Consider the following 18,950-nt stretch of genomic DNA (forward strand, 5'->3'; position numbering starts at 1 on the left):
CCAGGGACGCGTCAGACGATGAGCATCAGCACGAGTCCCACCAGTACGGCGCCCAGAACCAGGAGGCTTCCGATGAAGAGCCGGTCCGGGATGCCGCCGGGGTCCGAGGGGAGGTCGGTTCGCTGTGGGGGTGGCGCTGTGGGCGCTTGAACGGGGCGGGGCGGCTGGGGCGCGGCGGGCTGTCTGCCGTCGCGGTTCAGCGCGTTCAGCAGCAACTGCCTCCACAGCTCCGGCGGCAGGTCGGGGATCTGGTCGCTGTCCGGTCGGATGATGCTTCGCTGGAGCCAGGTGGACGCGGCCACCTCGGTGCTCTGGCTCATCAGGTTCAACACCTTCGACAGTTGGGCGAAATGGCGCGGGTCCCGGGCCACCGGGGCGACCGCCCAGGTGAAGAGGTTGGCCGCCCGGATGGCCAGGGCCATCTTCGACGTGTCTTCCGGACTCGGCTCCTCAGGCTTGAAGTACAGGCGCTTGCGGAGGACCTCCGCGCACAGCTCGTGCCGCGTCTCCGGATCACGCACCTCGATGCGGCCGGGCCTGCCCAGCTCGTCCAGCACCAACTCGACCGATTCCGCGGGCAGATCGCCGGAGCGTAGCTCGCGCAGGAGCAGTTCGTCGGACTGCATGCGCAGGTCCGCCATCAGATAGCTGCGCCGACTGCCGTCCCCGTCCCCGCGCCGGTAGCCGCACAGCTTCAGGTGGAGGGCGTGGGCGTCGTGCGGGTCGTGGCCGTTCGAGGTGGGTGCGGGTGCGGGTGCGGGTGCGGGTGCGGGTGCGTGCGGGGGCGGTGGGGGCGCGGGTGAGGGGGTCGGGTACGGCTGCCCGTAAGAGTCCGCGTACGGGGCTTCCCGGTATGTGTCCGCGTACGGGGCTTCCGGGTACGGGTCCGCGTACGGAGCCTCCGGGTACGGGTCCGTGGCGATCGTGGGCCCGGCCGGCTGCCCGGCACGGTCGAGTTCCCGGGCGCGATCCCGCTCCTGATCCCGCTCGCCGGCCCGCTCCCGGGAGCGGGGCCGTTCCTGTCGGTCGGGGCCGAGGATCTTCCTGAGCCGGTCGCGGCGTCGCTCCCAGTCCAGTGCCGCACCGTCGGGGAGCTCCTTGACCAGCTGCGGTACGCCGGGAGCCGCCTGCGGGTGGGCGACGAGGTGAGCCACCAGCTGCGCCGCCGCCCTGTGCTCGAACTGGAAGGTGGCCGGCCGGCGTCCCACGACCCGGGCCAGCGGGCCGGAGCCACCCGAGTCCGGCTCCCAGCGCGGGACGGACATCAGCCGCAGGGGATGGCTGTCCACCGTGTCGTACGTGGCGAACGTCCACTCCGTGTCAAGCCAGGACCCGAAGATCAGGAACAGCCCGAGATAGGCCAGCGGCACCATGGCCGGGTCCGGCCAGCTCTCCGGTGTCTTCTCCTCCAGCAGCAGCGACACCCGCTGCCTCGGATCGCGCAGCAATTCCGCGCCGGCGAGGATCAGCGCGCGCTCGATCTCCGGCAGCCGCTCCACCATGCCGGGCAGCCGGCCCCTCGCCAGATCGTGGAGGTCCGTGAGATCGAACTTCGTCAGTCGGCCGGACTCCTGCTCGGCCCTCTCCTGCTTGCGCCAGCCGCCGTACGCGAGCCCGAGGCAGCGCGCGGGCGGCAGGGTCCCGCGGTCGCCGACCAGCACATGGCTGACCGTGCTGGGCCGCCCGCCCCGGTCGGTCGTGGGCCAGCGCTGGACGAGCAGGACGTCGCCGTCGCGGGACAGGGTGCGCACGACGCTCGGGCGGGCGGCCGCCGTGCCGGAGACCCACAGCAACGGGCCCAGTTCCCGGCCCAGTTCCTCGGCGCGTTCGGCCTCGCAGGAGTGGGCGACGGCGTTCATGCCGGTGCCCTGGCGGCCGTGGTTGCCGTCCCACCGGAAGACGACCTGGTGCACCGAGCCCCGGTCCTGGAAGTCGTTCACTGCTGTTCCCTTCCCTCGGATCCCTCGGGCTCCTCGGACCCGTCGGACCTCTCGAAAGCCCTCTCGAACCGCTCGGGTTCCTCGGCTTCGCCGGCGTCCGCGGCCTCTTCCCACGGCACCGCTTCGAGCGCCGGTGCCTCTCCCACCGCCAACGCCTCGGCGCCGCCCAGCACTTGGATCAGCCCGTGCATGGCCAGCAGCGCCAGCAGCGGTTCCAGGACGCGTCGGGGCCCCGCCCCCGCCGGGTAGCGGCCGTGGTCCTCCTGGCCGCCGGTGGCGGACGCGATGTGCAGGGTGCACCGGCGGATCGCGTCGAAGGGGCGCAGCCATGCCTGGCCCGCGTGCCGGCGCAGCAGCCCGTACAGGTCCCGGCTCTCCTCGCGGACCAGCTCGGGGTCCAGCGAGGTGGCCGGGGGCCGGCTCAGCCAGCGGTCCACGGGCGGCTGGAACCTGAGCAGGTCGGCCTTGCCGAGCACCATCGCGGCCGGCACGTCCAGATACCCGCCGTTCTTCGGCAGCCGGTCCAGGACCGTGCCGAAGGCGAGGTCGCCGTCCCGGTTGACCTCCACGCCCCAGCGTTCCCTGGCGTGGTCCAGCTGCGGCAGCGGCAGGGCCAGCGCCGGGTCGACGACGAAGACCAGGGCGTCGACCCCGAGCAGGAACCTGAGCGCCGCGTCGGTCCGTACCAGGTCCTCGCCGCCCAGGTCGAAGAAGGCGACCGGGCGCACCTGCCCCCGGGCGTCGGTGATCAGCAGGGACTCCACGAAGTGGGCGAAGTCGTCCATGCCCAGGGCCGCCGTGTGGTCCAGCACCTTGCCGTTGCGCAGCGGCTGCACCCGGTCCCGTACATAGCGGGCGTGCTGCTCCGGATTGACGGACTGCCATTTCAGGCCGAACGGCTCCAGACCGCCGTCGGTGATCGCCGCGATCATCTGGGCCAGCAGATGACTCTTCCCGGTGGAGGACTGGCCGACCATCGCGATGGTCAGCGGCCGGCCGTACGTCAGGTAGGGCACCGGGATGTAGTGCGCGGGGAACTCCGGGTCCGCCGTGCACTTCTGGACGGCGCCGCGCATGATGTCGGTCCGCCGCAGGGGGTTCTTGATGCCGGCCAGGTCCAGCGGCTGGTACTGCATCCGGCTGTCGGTGACGAACAGCTTCGTGAGGTCGAGCCGGATGGTCTCCAGGCAGTACGGGCAGAGCACCTCGCCGTCGGCCGACCCCGACCCCGACCCCGACCCGGACGTGGAGCCGTTGCGGGGGCGGGCCGCGGGTGCCTGCCGTTTGAGCCGCAGCGCCTCCTCGAAGGCCTCGTGGTGCGGGCGCGTCTCATCGGGGGGCACGGCGAGCCGGACGCGGCGCGCGGCACCCGGCGCCACGAGGCCGAGCACCTGGGCGGGCGTCGGCCGGTCGGCCGCCCTCGGCGCGAAGGCGTCCCGCAACGTCTGGTCGAGCTTGCGGTGTTCGCCGAGGTCGGCGGGCGGCCGGTCGGCGGGGCCGGCCCGCCCCGTCACCAGCTGGTAGAGAACCTGGGCCGCGCTCCACACCGCGTCCCGGGAGTCGGCGAGGGCCTCGCCCCGGCGCTGTTCGGGCGAGCAGAAGGGCGAGCGGCCCCAGGGGCGCCGCGGCCGTCCGGTCCGGGTCACCGACTCCAGCCCCCAGAGCTGGACCTTGGCGCCGTCCCAGAACACGGTGGCGGGCGAGACGCCGCGCGGCACCAGGCCCTGGCCCTCCAGCAGGCACAGGGCCAGCATCAGATCGCGGGTGAGGATCTCCTGGTCGGTCGCGGACATCACATGGATCCGGGCGACGGGCGTGCCGCGGGGCGGGTCGTACAGCAGATAGGGCTCGGCGGTGTCCAGCTCGTAGCCGACGATCCTCGGGAAGAGGGCCGCGTACTCCGTGCCGCCCAGCAGCTGGTTCAGCTGCAGTGCCGTGCCCGCCTCGGTGTCCAGCAGGGCGCGCGCCGCCGGGTTCGCCGCCTCCTTGGCGCTCAGGCGTACCTGCACGCACTGCTGTCCCTCGTCGTCGAGGACGGCCTTGCGGATCAGCTGGGGCAGCAGCCGGTCGCGGCGGAACTCGCGGCCGACCCGGACCGGGGTGACGCGCCGCCGCCCCGACGGCACGGTGAACGTGAGCTTGTCCGGAGCCGGTCCGCCCGGCCCCGGCAGGGGGGAATGCGTGGTGCTCGTCACCAGCGGTCGCCGTCCCCTCGGTCGTCGCTCTGCGTCCAGTCGCCCGAGCTCAGCCAGTCGCCGGAGTCCGTCCGGTCGTACGAGGCGGGCGGTTCGTGCGGGGCGGGCGGCTCGTGCGAGGCGGTCCGCTCGTAGGGGTGCGCCGGCTCACCCCGGTCGGGCCGGTCGTACGGCTCTGTCCGGTCGTACGGCTCAGTCCGGTCGTACGCGTCCGTCGAGCCGTACGCCTCCATCCCGTCCATCCCGTGGTCCCTGGCCATGCCCGGGTCCCGGCCCATGTCCCCGTCCCTGTCCGTCCCGTCCGGCCCCGAGCCGTGCCGGGGCCGGACGGTGTGCACCACGCCCATGCGCAGCGGGGTGAGCCGCACCAGGCCGGCGTACCGGCCCGACGACGTCCACAGGACCTCTTCCGGATGGACCGAACCGCTCGTCCGCCAGGCCTTCTCGACCTCGTCGCGTACGGCCCTCGGGGCGAACCTGAGCCACACCGCGGCCGCCGGGTCGCGGCTGAGCAGGGTGCCCTGCTCGGGTGTGGACAGCTGCACCACGGACTGCCGGTCGGCCTCCGCGCCGACCAGTTCGGCCGGTCCGTGCGGGTCGGTGCCGAGCAGGCTCGCCGAGGTGGCGCGGACGCGGCGCGGGGCGGCGAACGGAGGCGGGGCCAGCACGCCGTTGTGCTGGAGGTGGTGGCGGGCCGTCGACAGCAGCTCGCGGACCCGTTCCTCGGTGCGCAGGACGGCGCGGGCACCGGCCTGGCCGCGTTCCACGGCACCCCAGTACTGCTTCATCGCCTCCAGGGCCGCGTCCGTCAGGTCGGCGGACAGGGTGGCGACCAGTTCGGGCCCGCCCTCCCCGCTCTCCCGCTCCAGCCAGCGCGGGACAACTCCCTTGCCGCGCCGCCTGGTTGGAGCGATTCCGGACTCCCCGCCCGGCTCCTTCCCCTTCTCCTCCTGCGCCGGCTCGTCCTCCCAGGCGTACACGCTCGCCCAGTCGCCGTCGTCGGAGTCGGCGAGGGCGTTGTCCGGCTCCAGGTCCGTGTCGTCGTCGAGCCAGTCTCCCCCGACGGACCTTCCGGCGCCGGACGCGCCGAAGGACGTGGACACCCCGGCGGCCACGAGGCGCTCCGGCTCGGGCACCGCCTCCGCCTCCGCCGCGGCCGCCGTCGCCCGCAGCATGCCGGCCACGGAGCGGGCGGCGTCGGCGCAGTACAGCCGCTCCTCGACGGCCCAGTGCTCCCGGACCGCCTCGGCCAGCAGCGCGTCCAGGCCCTCAAGTGCCCTGCGCAGTACGGCTGTCGCGTGGGCCGGGGCCCAGGCGGCGGCCGCCGCGCGCCAGAGCCGGCGGACCGTCTCCTCCGCGACGCCGAGAGCGGCCAGCAGTCCGATGGTGCCGACCCAGGCCGGCGAATCGGTCGCGTACCCCACCGTCGCCCCGACCACCGTGCCGGCGATCGCCGCGACCGTGGGGGCCACGCCCCAGCGGCCCGGGCGTCCCGCACCCTTCAGCCGGGCCGACCCGAGCACCGCCATCCCGACGAACAGCAGCGGCACGACGACCGCCAGCGCGAGGAACGGCCCCGACCACAGCGCACCGAGCAGCCCCGCCCCGGCCGCCGCGAAGGGGCCGGCCACCGCGACGCCGGAGACCTCGGCGCCCGCCGTGCCCGCCGCGCCCGTCTGCCGGGCCACGGCCTCGGCGGAGTGGGGGGCGAGCTTCGGCAGCAGCGCCGAGCCGGGCAGCGGCTCCACCCGCCCGGCCAGACCGGTGAAGCGCTGGGCCACCGACCGCAGGGCGAGCTGCTGGCCCAGCAGTTTGTGGGCGAACTCCCGCAGCCCCTCGCCGATCCGCTCGCCGATGCCCTCGGCCGAGGGCACCCGCAGTCCGAGGGCCGCGAGCCGGGTCGCCGACTCGGCGGCCGACGGTGCGCTGCCGCCGCCGCTGCGCAGGGCCGTGGCGACGAGATCCCGGTAGGTGTCGAGGGCTTGGCGGGCCTGGTCGGCGTCCGCCTCGAACGCCTCCCGGCGGGAGGACCGCAGCAGGCCGGGCAGGGTCCGCAGCCCGGCCAGCGCCTCCTCGGCGTAGTCGAGGGCGTCCGCACAGGCACGGTAGGCGTCGTCGGCCACGCCGCCGGGCTCCCGGTGCCCCAGGCCCCGGCCGCCCCGGCCCGCGACCAGGCCGCGCAGCGGCTCCGGCAGATCGGCTCCGGAGGAGGCGGTCAGCAGCACGTCCGGGGCGAGTTCGGTGTCCGCCCCGGCGAACCGGGTGAGCGCGTCGCGCCAGGCCCGGTCACGTACCTCCGGCGGCAGGTCCTGCTCCAGCAGCCGTACGCCGGGCGCGGCGACGGCGTCGGGCAGCGACTGGATGCGCTCCAGCACCTCTAGGTAGACGTCCGGCACCGACAGCACGTCCACCAGGACCGCCAGCGCGTCCGGGTCGTCCGGCTCGGGCTGCTCCAGCGCGGTGCGGGCGGAGCGCAGATCGCCGGCCCACAGCAGTGCGGTGCCCGAGGCGCGCAGCACCGCGGGCCGCAGCAGCCGGCGGTCGGGCTGGAAGCCGCCCTCCGCACCGGCGAACGCGCCCGGCGCGCTGCCGACCAGCAGCACCAGCAGCCTGACCTCGCCCACCGCCCGGTAGCCGGTGAGCAGCTCGTACTGCGGCTGGTGGTCCGTGAGCCCGGCCGGGGTGTCGACCACCAGGAACAGCGGTTCGTCCGGCTCCGGCAGCCCGGCCCGGCCCAACTCCTGGGCGACCCTGGCCCGCAGGGCGGACGGACTGTGCAGCGCCGCCGCCCCGGCGCGCAGGTCCAGATGAATGACCGTACTGAAGTCCTGGGACCGGCTCACTGCGCGTCACCGTCCCAGGGGGCGCGACCGCCGGGCTCGTCGTCGTCCCAGGGCGGCCGCGGCGCCTCGGAGCCGGGGGCCCCGCTTCCGGTGTCGTACCTCGGGCGCTCCCCGCCGCGCTCTGCCGTTTCAGGCCCGGGCCGGTCGGGGTCGGGCCGGTCGTAGACGTCGTAGTCGTCGTAGTCGTCACGGCGGCCGTCGGCGCGGGCGCCGGTGTCGCTGTCGCGGCGGGCGCCCCAGCTGTCGCGGCCGTCCCGGTCCTCGTCGCCGCGTTCGTCGCCGTAGGGCCTGTCGTAGTCGTCGTGACGGCCCCTGCCGCGCGGGGTGACGGGCGCGGTCCCCCAGTCGTCCTCGTCCGGTGCGGGGCGCCGGGGTTCCGAGAGGTCCTCGCGGGCGCGGGGGCGGGCCGGGCTGCCGCCGCGGATGTGTTCCAGCAGGGTGCGCAGGGTCGGCTGGACCGCGCGCTGGTCGCCGAACTGGGTGTCCAGCGCGGCGGGGAGGGTCTCCGCCCAGAACTCCCACAGCGGGCGCACCCAGCCCTCGACCCGCTCGCCGCCCCGCTCCCGGCGCTCCGCGAGCAGCTCCAGCTGGCGCGGGGCGACCTTCTCGACCAGGTCGACGAAGAGCGGATGCGGTTCGCTGCCGGTGCGGGCCAGGCCCAGCGGCTGGGCCCGCATCAGCTCCCGGCAGTAGTCCTCGACGATCCGCTCGTCGTCGAGGACCGTCCAGCGTTCGTACGAGCGCAGCAGCTCGGCCCAGCTCGACACGCCCCCGGGGTAGTCACCCAGCCGCAGCCGCACGCCGGGGATGTCCGTGCCCTTGTCGGGGGACAGCCGCAGCCGGACCCGGTCCGGCGACGCCGGGTCGCCGTCCACCACGTCCACCTGGCCGTTCCACATGCAGCACAGGAGGCGGTGCAGGATGACCCGCCGGTCCTCCTCGCTGCTGACCATCCAGCTGTCCCGGTAGCCGAGCCGCTGCCGCCACCGCAGGACGTCCTGGGCCTGCTCGTTGTCCTTCGCGCGGGCCCACTGGCGCAGTACCTTGCGGGCCTCGGGCACCTGGGTGAGGCTCATCTCGCTGCGGAAGAGGACCACGGTGATCGAGTCGCTCTCCACGCCCCGGTACTCCACGGAGTTCTTCGCGTCCGAGGGCAGCCGCAGCGTCTTGCCGAGGTACTCCTGCACCTCCTCCACGGCCTGCACCCGCGGATAGGTCACCAGGACCCGCAGCAGCCCGGTGCCCTCAGGGGTGAACCCCACCGGCAGCAGCCCGGCCAGCTTCCGGCCGAACAGGTCGAGCGCCTCCTTGCTGACCTGGTCCTTGGCGTCCGCGTCACCGGCCGCCGCGGCCAGCAGCGTGCCCATGGACGGCAGCAGCGGCCGCTCCTCCAGATGCGCCCCGCTCTCGGCGAACAGCCGGGTGATCCGGGCCTCCAGCTGCCCCTTGACCCGGGCCACCGAGCCCTCGGGGTCGCGCCGGCTGAGCCCGTGGACCTGGCGCCAGGTGTCCCCGTCGACCAGCTTGAGCAGCAGCGCCGCCTCGTCGTCGTTCTCGCGCAGCCCCTCCCGGCGGACCAGCCGGGCGACGACGTCCTCGTAGAAGTGGTTGAGGGTGCGCTGCGGCGGCAGCAGATACGAGATGCCGGTGCGGTCCTCGTACAGTTCCAGGCCCTTTTGCTGGGCGGTCTTGCGCTCCTGGTCGCTGTGCCTGCGGAAGGCGTTCACCAGCCGCCCGAGGTCGGTCCCGGCCGCGTCGGCCTGCGGCTGCCAGTGCTGTTGCTGGTCGCGCCAGGCCTCGTGCCACACCATCCGGCAGCGCCACTGGTACCAGGCGTCCTGCTCCTGGATGGCCGCCTGCACGTCGTCGTCGCCCCAGCGGGCCGGTGCCAGGCCGCCCAACTGGCCCTTGATGCGGGGGATCTTGGGCGGCTGCTCGGTCACACCGGGCGGGCGCTGCGGATTGCGGGCGCGGTTCTCCAGCATGCCGAGGAAGCCGAGCCGGGCGATCTGTTCCTCGCTGTCCGGGACGCCCCTGACGACGCGTTCGGCGAGGAAGGGGTCGACGGTCTGGAGCAGCTTGTCGATGGCGGGGCGCGGGGCGAACCGGTCGGCCATCGCGGCGGCCGCGCGGTCCGCCTCCACCCGCAGGTCGGACAGCAGCCGCTGCATGTCCGCGATGCGTTCGCCGAGCGCCTGCTCGATGTTGCGGCCACCGCGCGGCAGCGGATCGGGCTCGGGGACCGCCAACTGCCTGCGTTCCCACAGCTCTTCGAGGTGGGAGTCGGCGAACAGCTGCCGGATCATCGGCACCGCCCCGTCCCGCAGCACCGCCCGCGGCCGCTCCACGAGGTCCGTGACCGCCAGCCGCAGCAGCCGCCCGGCCACCAGGTCGGCGAGCTGGTCCATCGGCGCGGTCATGGAGGCGACCAGGCTGGTGGAGACGCCCTGCCGGCCGATGCCGGTGGGGGAGACCGCGCTGCGTTGCACGCCCCGGTTGATGAAGCTCGCGGCGAAGGTCTGGAAGTCGTCGTCGGCCGCCACCTTCCGGCCCCGGGCGCGGCCGTCGCCCAGCTCGGTGCCGATCAGCGACATCACCAGGGAGACGATGGAGCGGCGCAGGTCGTCCGCGCGGATGCCGGCGGTCGGGCTGAACAGGAACGCCGTGGGCAGGATGCCGGTGCGCAGCCGGATCGGCGTGGTGCCCGGGTAGCGGATGCCGAGCCCGAGCTCCTGGTCGAGATCGCCGATCTCGTGGCCTTCCGAGGGCGCGTTCTGCGTGTCCACCAGCCGGAACAGGTCGACCAGCGACCGGGCGGCGTTGAGTTCCGCCTCGCGTCCGCCACCGGTGGCGGCGGAGAACGACGACGGCATGACGACCAGCGGGTAGATCTTCACGCCGTCGAAGCGGCGCAGCTGGAAGGCGTGGTTGATCAGGTGCAGATAGTCCAGGAAGATCCCGGCGCCGGTGCCGCCGGCCACCGAGAAGGCGACGAACACGTCACAGCCGTTGACCTTGCCGCCGCCGAGTTCGCTGAGCTCGCCCGCCGACTTGGCGATCGCGTCGATCGCCTGGAGCAGCGGCTCCAGGACCGGGGCGAGGCTGTGCCGCAGGGTGGCGAACAGGGCGGCCCGGCCGACGGTGGGCAGCTGGCCCGCGCCGGCGTGCAGCGGGGTGACCTTCGGCTCGTCGATGCGCGGCGGCAGCCAGTCGGCGACCTCGTCGCGCAGGACCGCCCGGAGCATCTTGGTCACTTCCGGGGAGGCGTCGAAGTTCGGCAGCAGGTCGTGGGTGGCCCGGGACGTGCGGGCGTACGCGGCCCGCAGGGACGGGTCCACGTTGAACTGCGGCAGCCGCTGCAGATCGCTCTCGCTGTAGTCCGCGTACACGAACTGCAGGCAGTCGGGCAGCTGGAAGGGGGCGTGGCCGCTCTGCCGGCTGAGCGCCATGCCGTCCGGACCGCACAGCTCGGTGCGCAGTCTGCGTTCCAGCTCGGCGCCGACCAGGCCTCCGGTGCCGCCCAGGCCGACGAAAAGCATCGGCTGGAAGATCTTCATGGTTTCCTCCCCGCTTCACGGCCGACGCGGCCGCCGGTTCGTGCTCGGTACGTCTGTGGTGCCGCGCGACGGGACGGCCGCGCGGCGGTGCGGTGCGGTGCGATGTGGTGCGGTGCGTTGTGGTGCTTGTGCGGTGCGGTGCGGTGCGGTGCGGTGCGGTGCGGTGCGGTGCGGTGCGTGGGGCGGGCCGGGCGGTGACGTGTCCGGACGTCGCCCCGCGCGTCACAGGAACTCGTCGTAGGCGCTGCCCTGGCTGGGGGACGTCTCGTGGGTGCGGCCGGCGCGGGCGCCCGTGTAGGTGCCCCGCACCGTGCCGGTCGCCGGAGGGGTCCCGCCGAGGGTGAGGCTCAGGGTGTCGGTCAGCTGGACCTGGCCGCGGACGGGCAGCGGGATCCGGTTGCCGCCCTTGCGCACCACCGCGCCGCCCTCGCGGCTGCGCCGGACGGCGTACGGGCCGTGCGCGCGCTTCTCGATGCGCGGGCTGCGATGGGCCTCGGCGACGGCGAACTCGTACCACTGCTTGTTGTTGCCGTGCCCGGCCTTGTGCTCGTTGAGGACGGTGCCGTCCTCGGAGACGAGCTGCAGCACCAGCCCGTAGGGGTCCCGTCGGCGCCTGAGCAGCCCCAGCCAGGCGACGACGGCCACGGCGGCCAGCGCGATCGCGACGGCGCCGGACACGAACGCCCACCAGTACTTCTCCCAGATCCCGGGCTCAGGCGTGACCCGCACCGAGACCGGGGTGCTTTCGAGCCGCCGGTCGTCGTCGGTGGTGTCGACGACGGTGAAGGTGCCGGAGAGGTCGAGGCCGTCGCCGAGGCGGTCACCGAAGGCGTCCGCGGGGGAGACCTTGACGGTGACCTGCCGGGTGCCCTGCTCACCGGGCTTGAGCGTGATCTCGTTCGGCTCGACGGAGAGCAGCCCGTCCTTCACGTCGGCGATGGACAGCCGCAGCGTGTGCGGGGAGTCGGTGGTGTTGCTGACGTCCAGGGTGCCGGTGACGGTGCCGCCGGGGTGGGTGTTGCCGGCGGGCAGTTCGAGCGGGGCCTTGACGGGCAGTTCGCCGGGCGCGACCTCGCCGGTCTCGCTGCGGGTGTCGGCGCTCAGGCCCGAGGCGGTCAGCGTGGCGCTCACCGTCAGCGCCCCGTCGGCGTCCTCGGGGATGGTCACGGTGCCGGTGAAGGAGCCGTCGCTCGCCTCGGGGTCGGAGCCCTTGCCGTTGTCGGCGAGGTCGAGCGCGAGCGGGGAGAAGCCGTCCCCGGTCAGCTCGCTGCGCACGCGCAGCCCCTCGTAGTCGCGCGGGTCCTTGATCTCGTAGCCCTCGCGGGTCTGCAGCCGCATGGTCACGGTGACCTTCTCACCGGCCTGCGGTGAGGGCGGGTCCATGGTGATGGCGCCGCGCAGCTCGCCCTGCCACAGCACGCTGACGGCGACGGGCAGCGAGCGGTGGCCCTCCGGGGCCTCGGCCTTCACCTTCCAGGTGCCGGGCAACGGGTCGACGATCTTCAGCGCCTCGACGGTGCCGGAGCCGCCCGCCAGCTCGAAACGGGAGTTCTTGTACGTCCCGGAGGTGGTGGGGACCTTGTCGCCGGCCGGGTCGATGTAGGTGATCTTCACCTCGGGGTCGCCCTTGTCGACGACGATGCTGCCGACGGTGGCCAGCGGGGAGATGCCGATCTCCAGGGTGGCCGGCGGCCGCTTGCTGGGGCCCTCCTCGTGGCGCAGGCAGTGGGCGGCGGCGAAGATCTTCTCCAGTGTGGTGCCGACGTCCTTCGCCCCGGAGACCTTGTGGGCCTTGGGAGTCGCGGAGGGCAGCTCGACGCAGCCCTTCTGGTAGCCGCCGGCGGCGATCTGGTCGAGCTGCTTCTTGTCCGGGTCGGGTCCGAAGCCCAGCGGCCAGATCTGGACGTTCTGCTCGGCGGCTTCCTTCAGCGCCAGCTTCAACTGCCGTTCGCCCTCGGCCGCGCGGTGCGAGGGATCGCCGTACTTGAAGCTGTCCTCGACGTCCATCTTCCCGTCGGTCAGCAGGAACAGCACCCGGGGCACCGAGGCGTCGGAGCCGTCGGTCAGGTCGTCCACGCCCTGCCGGATGGCGGTCGGCAGGTCGGTGCCGGTGCCCTCGCTCTCCTTGCGCTTGCGCAGCTTGTCCACGCAACCGCCGACCTCCTCGCGGCCCGCCGCGTCCAGCGTGGTGCGCGGGCACACCGGGTCCACCACGCGCTGGCCGGCCTTCTCGGCTGCGGCGAAGCCGAACACCGTGACCTGCGACGACGAGGAGACGTCGCCCAGCGCGATCCGCTTGGCGGCGGCCTTCTCGGCCTTCATGTCCTCGGCCGCGAGGCTGGCCGACTCGTCCACGGCCACCGCGTAGTTGACCGCCGGGAACACCGGTTCGGAGTCCGCCGCGGGCACCGGATCCTGACCGGCCGGTGCCAACAGGGACACGAACACCGCGGCGGTGCCCAGCACCGAGATCGCGGCGCGGCGCACCCGGGCCCTTCCTGTCTGCCGTCTTCCCGTGACTCTTCCCACGGCCGTCCCCTAGGTCTCTGAGGTTGGTGCTTGAGGTTCGTGCTTGAGGCTGGTGCTGGCGGTTCGTGCTGGTGGTTCTTGATTCGCCTTGCGACGTGTACGTGGTGACGCGTGTGCCTCGTGCCTGGTGCGCGCCGATGTCGTGTGCGGTGGTGCGTTGGCGTGTGTGCGGTGGTACGCCGGTGTCGCGTGCGCCCTCTGGATCAGCCCGCGGTCAGCCCCCAGGCCACGGCCAGGCCCGCCGACGGGGCGAGCGAGGCCACGCCCCAGCGGATGGCCCGGTACTTGGCGGACAGGATCGAGCTGACGTCCACGGCCTGGACGAGCAGCCACCCGGCGGGGTCGCGCGCCGCCTCGGTGACCCGGGCGGACAGCCTCGCGATGTCGCGGGCGGCCACCAGATCGCCGAAGTAGGTCACCTCGTCCCGGCCGCGGACCGTGCCGGTGCGCGGCATCAGCGCCGCGACCAGCGCGGCCACCGCGACGGCCCAGAGCACCCCGGAGAGGACCAGCGTCACGTCGGCGAGCCCGTCCCACCCGGGCGTGCCGTGCCAGCCGACGAGGAACGCGGGCAGCGCGAGCGTCCCCGACAGGAGCACGGCCGCCTTGGAGTCGGCCCGGCCGAGGTCCTCGCGGACCGTGACCAGCAGTCGCTCGGCGATGCGCTCCCCCGCCCGGTCGTTGCAGTGCCGACCCCCGTCCGGCACAGGCGCGACCGAGGCGGGGGAGGTCTGTGCCGCCCCGTCGGCGGTCATCGGTCCTCTTCCGCCCAGGCCCATCCGTCGTCCTCATCTCGTCTGCGACGCCGCGGCCGCTCCCAGTCCCGCTCGTCGTCCGGGTGGTAGGGCTCCGGCCGGTAGGTCCGGGGCCCCTCGCCGGAGCGCGACTCATCCTCGGGGGCGTGGCCGGGGACCGGTCCCGCGGAGCTGAGCTCCGGCCGGCGCGGGGGCCGCCGCACCCCGGCACGACGGTCGTCGTAGGGGGCGTCGTCGTCCTGGGCGTAGGGGTCGGGCCGGTGGGCCCGGTCGCGGTCGCGGGTGCGTGGGTCGTCGTAGTAGGGGTCGTCGCCCTCGTCGTAGGGCTCGGACCGGTGGGTCCGGTGGCGGTCGCGGGTGCGTGGGTCGTCGTAGTAGGGGTCGTCGCCCTCGTCGCGGGGTTCGGGCCGGTGGGTCCGGTGGCGGTCGCGGGTGCGTGGGTCGTCGTAGTCGGCGTCGGCTGCCGGGGAGTAGGGATCCGGGCGGGGCGTCCGGTGCCGGGGGCCGGGTGCGTATCCGTCGTCGTCCGCCGAGTAGGGGTCCCGGTGGGGCCGGCGTCGCGAGTCGGTGTCCTCGCCGGCATACGGCTCCCTGCGGCCGGACCCCGGTCGGCGGGGCTCGTCCCGGGAGGGCTCGGGCCGGTGGGAGCGCCGTCGGGGCGGTTCGTCCGACACCCAGTCCGGGGTGAACTCCCCGTCCGTGGACGGCTCCAGCTGCCGGGGCTCGCGGCGGGGCGGCAGCGTTCCGAGGGGGCCCTGGATGGGGCGGCGCCGGTCCGGGTTGATGAGGTTCAGGACCTGTGTCTCCACGTCGGTGGAGGCGAGCTCTCCGCTGAGCGCCATGGTGTAGAGCCGGTCGATCCGCTCCCGCTCGTCCTGTCTGCCCTCCTGGCGGATCTTCTCCAGGAAGTCCTTGGCCCCCTCGGGATCGGCGGCCAGCATGAAGCTGAGCTGCGCGAGTTCCCCGCCCTGCAGCATGCGCCGGAACGCGTCCTGACGCTGCCGGGTCACCTCGGCCTCGGCCACCACGTCCCGCTTCTTCTTCGCGTGCTCGATAGCGTCGTCGTCCACCCCCAGCCGGACGTACAGCCGTACCCGCAGGCCGAGTTCGGCCCCCAGATCACTCCAGCGGCCCCCGGCGCACTCGCGCGTGATGACCCGGTTGGCCTGTTCGGCGTCGGTCACCCGGTAGGACCGCGTGACCTCGTGCAGCCGTTCCAGGATCGGGGACGTGAGCCGCTTGGCGACGTCCTTCACGGCCTGTACGGCGACCAGATGGGGATCGGTCACCTCCCACTCGATGTCCACCTCGGCCTTGAAGAAGGCGGTGCTGCCGGCGGCCGGGAGCTCCATCCGCAGCGGCGTCACGAAGGTGCCGACCGCGATCTCGCAGGCGGTGTACGGCCGGGCCAGCGCCCGCTTGTCGACGTGCCGGACACCGAAGGCGGTGACCAGGCTGTAGCCGCCGTTGCGGTAGAACACCACCGAGGTCTTCTCGGCACTGATCGGCGGCAGCCCGCCCGTCGGCGTGTACTCCTTCAGGAACGGGCCCGTGGGGGTCGAGTCGGCGGCGGCCCGTTTCGCCTGGAGCCGCTGCCTCGCCTGCGCCCTCGCGTCGTCGTTGTCAGCCATGCCTCTCCTCCTGGCCCGTCCGTTCCGCCGGTGAGACGGCGAGCCACCACAGGTCGCGCGCCTTCGGTTCGGGGAGCGGCTTCTCCGGGTCGTTCATCATTCGGCGCAACAGCCAGTCCAGCCGCCGCCGGTCGGTCGCCTCGGTGGCCAGCGCGGGCAGCAGCGCCGCCAGCCCCGGCCGGGTCCACTCGGTGCCGTCCTTGCGCACCGCCGACCGCAGCAGCGCCTCCAGCGCGTCCATCGCCACGTCCTTCGAGCGCGCCGTGTTCAGCGTGGTCCACAGCAAGTCGGCCATGGGGACGACGAGTTCGGGCCGGGTGGCGGCGAGGGCCAGCGGCAGCGGCCAGTCACCCCGGTCGCCCAGCGGGGAGGACTCGGGGTCGTCCGTCAGGACCTCGTCCACCCTGGTCAGCGCCAGCCGGACGGTGGTCACCAGACCCAGGTCCTGGTACGGCTCCTTCTTGTGGTGGGTCCACTCGGCCACCCGCTCCAGCACCTGGGGGGCATCGGGGAGGGTCAGCAGCCGTACGACGTTGAAGGAACTGACGGCGAGCTGCTCACCCTCGTCCCGGATCCCGATCCGGGCCAGGGCGTCCAGGGTGTCGTCCGTCGTGGCGGCGGCGTTGCCGTAGCCCAGCGCCATCGCGGCGGTCCAGCGCAGCGACTTGGTGCCGTTGCTGCTCCAGTCCCCGACGATCTTGTGCACCGTCCTGCGATGGGAGTCGTGACCGGCGGCCTGGTCCATGGTGGTGGCCGCGAAGATCCGCCGACGGGGCGTGGACGCCTCGGCGAGCGGCCGGACCAGCTCGGTGTAGCCGTGGTCGAAGTCCCGTACGCACAGTTCTCCGGCGGCGACCGCGGCGCGCATCCACACCTGGGAGCGCGGATCGTCCGCCAGCAGCCGCAGCCAGCGCACCACCGGCGCCCGGACCGGGAAGTGCCGGTCCCACAGCTCGGTCAGCACCGCGGACGGCAGGGCGGAACCCCGGTACCAGATCAGCCGCGCCGGGACGTCGTGCCCGGCCACCTCGACCTTGCCGTCGGTGAGTTCGGCGCGCGAGAGTGCCGTGTCGACCACCGGGTCGTCGCAGAACAGGGGGCGGGCCGGTGTGTTGTCCGGGTCGCACTGAACGGACAGTTCCCAGGTCAGCAGGTGTGCGGCGGTGGCCACGGCGCTGTACGACGCCCCGCCCAGCACGGCCAGCGCGATACGGAACGCCACCGGCTGGAACAGCGTCGCCGTGTCCGACCGCCGGCCCTTCCCCTCCCCCTCGGCGCGGGGCGGCGCGGTGAGCGCCCGGTCCACCCCGGCGAACCACTCCTGGGCCTGCTCGGCGGCGATGCTGCGGCAGCCGGACAGCAACTCGTCGTACGAGGTGGTCCCCAGCACATGCCCGGCCAGCAGCGAGGCGAGCAACTCGGCCTCGGCGGGGCGCAGATCCTTCAGCCCGACCGCGTCCTTGACCTCCTCGCGTTCCCAGAGGTCCTCCGCCCGCGCCAGCAGCTCGGCCGGCGGGGGATCGCCCTCCCGGGCCTCGTCGGCCCGCTCCTCCAGCCGCTCGCGCAGCCGGGTGGCGAGCAGCTCCTGGGTGGGCGCGGGCGGGCAGAGCATGCCGTACCGCCCGGCCAGCAGCGCGTTCGCCGCCGACCCGACGGTGACGACGATCACCGCGAAGGCCTCGCGGCGGGCCAGGGCCGCGGCGAGCTCGTCGAGGTCCATCTCGTCCGGGGGCAGCGCGTCGGGCCGGGTGAGGGACAGCTCCAGCAGATAGCCGGTACCGCGTCGGGCCTCCTCGCCCTCGTCGTCCAGCGTCTGGGCCAGCTGACGTGGCCCGCCCTCCGGGTCGACCCGGAGCACCCGGGGACCGGCGGCGGGCTCGGCGCCGGTGTCGCCCGTCGCGCGCCGGGTGACCTCGTCGAGGAGCGACAGCGCCGTACTCGTACGTCCCGTACCCGGCGCGGCTCCCAGCACCAGCAGCCGCCGGGCGCGCAGCGCGCCGCGCAGCCGTATGTACCCCTGCGGCACCACATGGTCCCGGCGGAGCCTGCGCAGCTCTTCCTCGGGCACGGGGCCGCTGCGCATGCCGGGGCCGAGCGGGCGCGAGCCCAGCAGCAGGTTGAAGTTGTCGCCGATGTGGGCGCTCTGGAGCCGTGAGTGGGCGAAGCTGATCAGGTCCCGGCGGACGTCGAACAGCTGCCGGGTGGCCAGGCGCGTCCGTGCGGCGGCGGCGAGATCGGTGGGCCCGTCCTCGCCGGAATCGTCGGCCAGGGGGTCACGGGTGCGCTCCTTGAACCGCCCTGCGGCGCGCTCCCGTTCCTTCTCCCGCTCCTTCTCTTTCTCCTTCTCCGACTCCTCGTCCTCCGCGGACTTGGACTTGTCGTCGTCGGACCTGCCGTCGTCGCCACGGGCGCGGTCGTCCCGGTCCTGCTTCCTGTCGTCCCCGGCCTTCTTGTCGTCGGACGACCGTCCCCCGCCGGGCTGCTCAGAGGTGTCGACGGCAACGCCGCCCGCCTGCTCGTCGTCGCTCACCCGGCTCAGTCCTTCCCCTGCTCGGTGACGCGGTTGTGGGACCCGCCCATCTGCACGGGCCCGTGGTAGACGTTGTGCTCGTTATGGAAGGCGTCGCCCTTGACGTTTTGATGAATGGCGACGTCACGGGGCCGGTGGCCGGACGTGTCCACGACCGGGAACTCGTCCTCGTCGCTGTCGTCGCTGTCGTGGAGGTCGTCGAACTCGTCGAACTCGTCGTCGAAGGCGGACAGCGGACCACCGGCGGGCGAGGGCGTCGACGGTGTGGACGGCGGCGACGACGCGGCTACCGGCCCGGCCCCGGGGATCTCCGGAGCCGGCCGCCCGGGCAGGTGGAACCAGGCGGTGACCGGGCCCTCCTTGAGCTCCAGCCGGGCCGGGGAGTAGTGCGCGGGCTCGATGAACTTGCCGCCGCCGCTGACCACGTCCTCGTACAGCGACTGGGAGGTCACCAGCACGAGGTCGGCCTTCTCGGCGTCGAGGAGCTGCCGGGCGACGGGGGAGTCGGCCAGTCGGCAGGCGAGGTCGACGGCGCGTCCGCTGATGCCCCGGTCGTCGTGCCGGACCGGGCCGACGTGCATGCCGATGCGCAGCCCGAGGGGGACGGCCAGGTCACGGTTCTCGTCGCGCAGCTTCTCGTGCACCTCGATCAGCCACAGCCCGAGCAGCCGGCTCGCCGCGATCCGGCCCGGCACCGACAGCAGCACGCCGTCGCCGCGGTCCTCCGTGTGGACCACGTCCCGAGCCACCTTGGCGTGGCCGAAGGCCGTCTCCAGCACCCGGTAGATCCGGGCGCGCATGCGCGGCTTGTCGACGTCGTCGTACGCGCCGGAACGTCTGGCGTCGACGCTGATCACCAACTCGTAGTGCGCTTCGGTGAGTTCCAGAGCGTCGTGGTTCACCCATGCCCCCTGCATGTTCTTTCCGCTTGCCGAAGAGGTGGTTCGTGCTGCCGAAGAGGTGGTACGTC

Annotated in this window: 9 protein-coding genes; all 9 read right to left on the reverse strand. The window is 73.7% G+C overall.

Features of this window, described 5'->3' with window-relative positions; translation table 11 throughout:
* Positions 1–11 precede the first annotated feature (11 nt).
* Positions 12–1,940 carry a hypothetical protein gene (locus QQM39_RS23320; RefSeq protein WP_301999425.1) on the reverse strand — a complete coding sequence of 643 codons (1,929 nt, stop codon included), beginning with the start codon at positions 1,938–1,940 and terminating at the stop codon, positions 12–14.
* The gene (locus tag QQM39_RS23325; RefSeq protein ID WP_301999426.1) at positions 1,937–4,135 is read right to left on the reverse strand and encodes a hypothetical protein; all 2,199 of its coding nucleotides are present in this window, start codon (positions 4,133–4,135) and stop codon (positions 1,937–1,939) included. Before QQM39_RS23325 ends, QQM39_RS23320 begins: the two co-directional genes overlap by 4 nt.
* Positions 4,132–6,978 carry a hypothetical protein gene (locus QQM39_RS23330; protein ID WP_301999427.1) on the reverse strand — a complete coding sequence of 949 codons (2,847 nt, stop codon included), beginning with the start codon at positions 6,976–6,978 and terminating at the stop codon, positions 4,132–4,134. Before QQM39_RS23330 ends, QQM39_RS23325 begins: the two co-directional genes overlap by 4 nt.
* A complete protein-coding gene (locus QQM39_RS23335) occupies positions 6,975–10,535 on the reverse strand; it encodes a tubulin-like doman-containing protein (RefSeq protein ID WP_301999428.1) in 3,561 nt (1,186 codons plus the stop codon). Before QQM39_RS23335 ends, QQM39_RS23330 begins: the two co-directional genes overlap by 4 nt.
* Before the next feature lie 222 nt (positions 10,536–10,757).
* Positions 10,758–13,022, reverse strand: a complete 2,265-nt coding sequence (locus QQM39_RS23340; RefSeq protein WP_301999429.1) for a VWA domain-containing protein — start codon at positions 13,020–13,022, stop codon at positions 10,758–10,760.
* A gap of 245 nt (positions 13,023–13,267) precedes the next feature.
* Entirely contained in the window at positions 13,268–13,819 is a 552-nt protein-coding gene (locus QQM39_RS23345; protein ID WP_301999431.1) for a Pycsar system effector family protein, read from the reverse strand.
* Positions 13,816–15,450, reverse strand: coding sequence for a hypothetical protein (locus tag QQM39_RS23350; RefSeq protein WP_301999432.1), 1,635 nt, complete (start codon positions 15,448–15,450; stop codon positions 13,816–13,818). Before QQM39_RS23350 ends, QQM39_RS23345 begins: the two co-directional genes overlap by 4 nt.
* Positions 15,443–17,980, reverse strand: coding sequence for a hypothetical protein (locus QQM39_RS23355; RefSeq protein WP_301999434.1), 2,538 nt, complete (start codon positions 17,978–17,980; stop codon positions 15,443–15,445). The genes QQM39_RS23350 and QQM39_RS23355 overlap by 8 nt, the downstream gene beginning before the upstream one ends.
* A 5-nt stretch (positions 17,981–17,985) precedes the next feature.
* A complete protein-coding gene (locus QQM39_RS23360) occupies positions 17,986–18,882 on the reverse strand; it encodes a hypothetical protein (protein WP_301999436.1) in 897 nt (298 codons plus the stop codon).
* Positions 18,883–18,950: the final 68 nt, after the last annotated feature.

This window comes from Streptomyces sp. DT2A-34 (assembly GCF_030499515.1).
Lineage (GTDB): Bacteria > Actinomycetota > Actinomycetes > Streptomycetales > Streptomycetaceae > Streptomyces.

Coding starts and splice junctions, on each gene's coding strand:
- QQM39_RS23335 (WP_301999428.1), bottom strand. CDS start 10,535: ATGAAGATCTTCCAGCCGATGCTTTTCGTCGGCCTGGGCGGCACCGGA.
- QQM39_RS23345 (WP_301999431.1), bottom strand. CDS start 13,819: ATGACCGCCGACGGGGCGGCACAGACCTCCCCCGCCTCGGTCGCGCCT.
- QQM39_RS23350 (WP_301999432.1), bottom strand. CDS start 15,450: ATGGCTGACAACGACGACGCGAGGGCGCAGGCGAGGCAGCGGCTCCAG.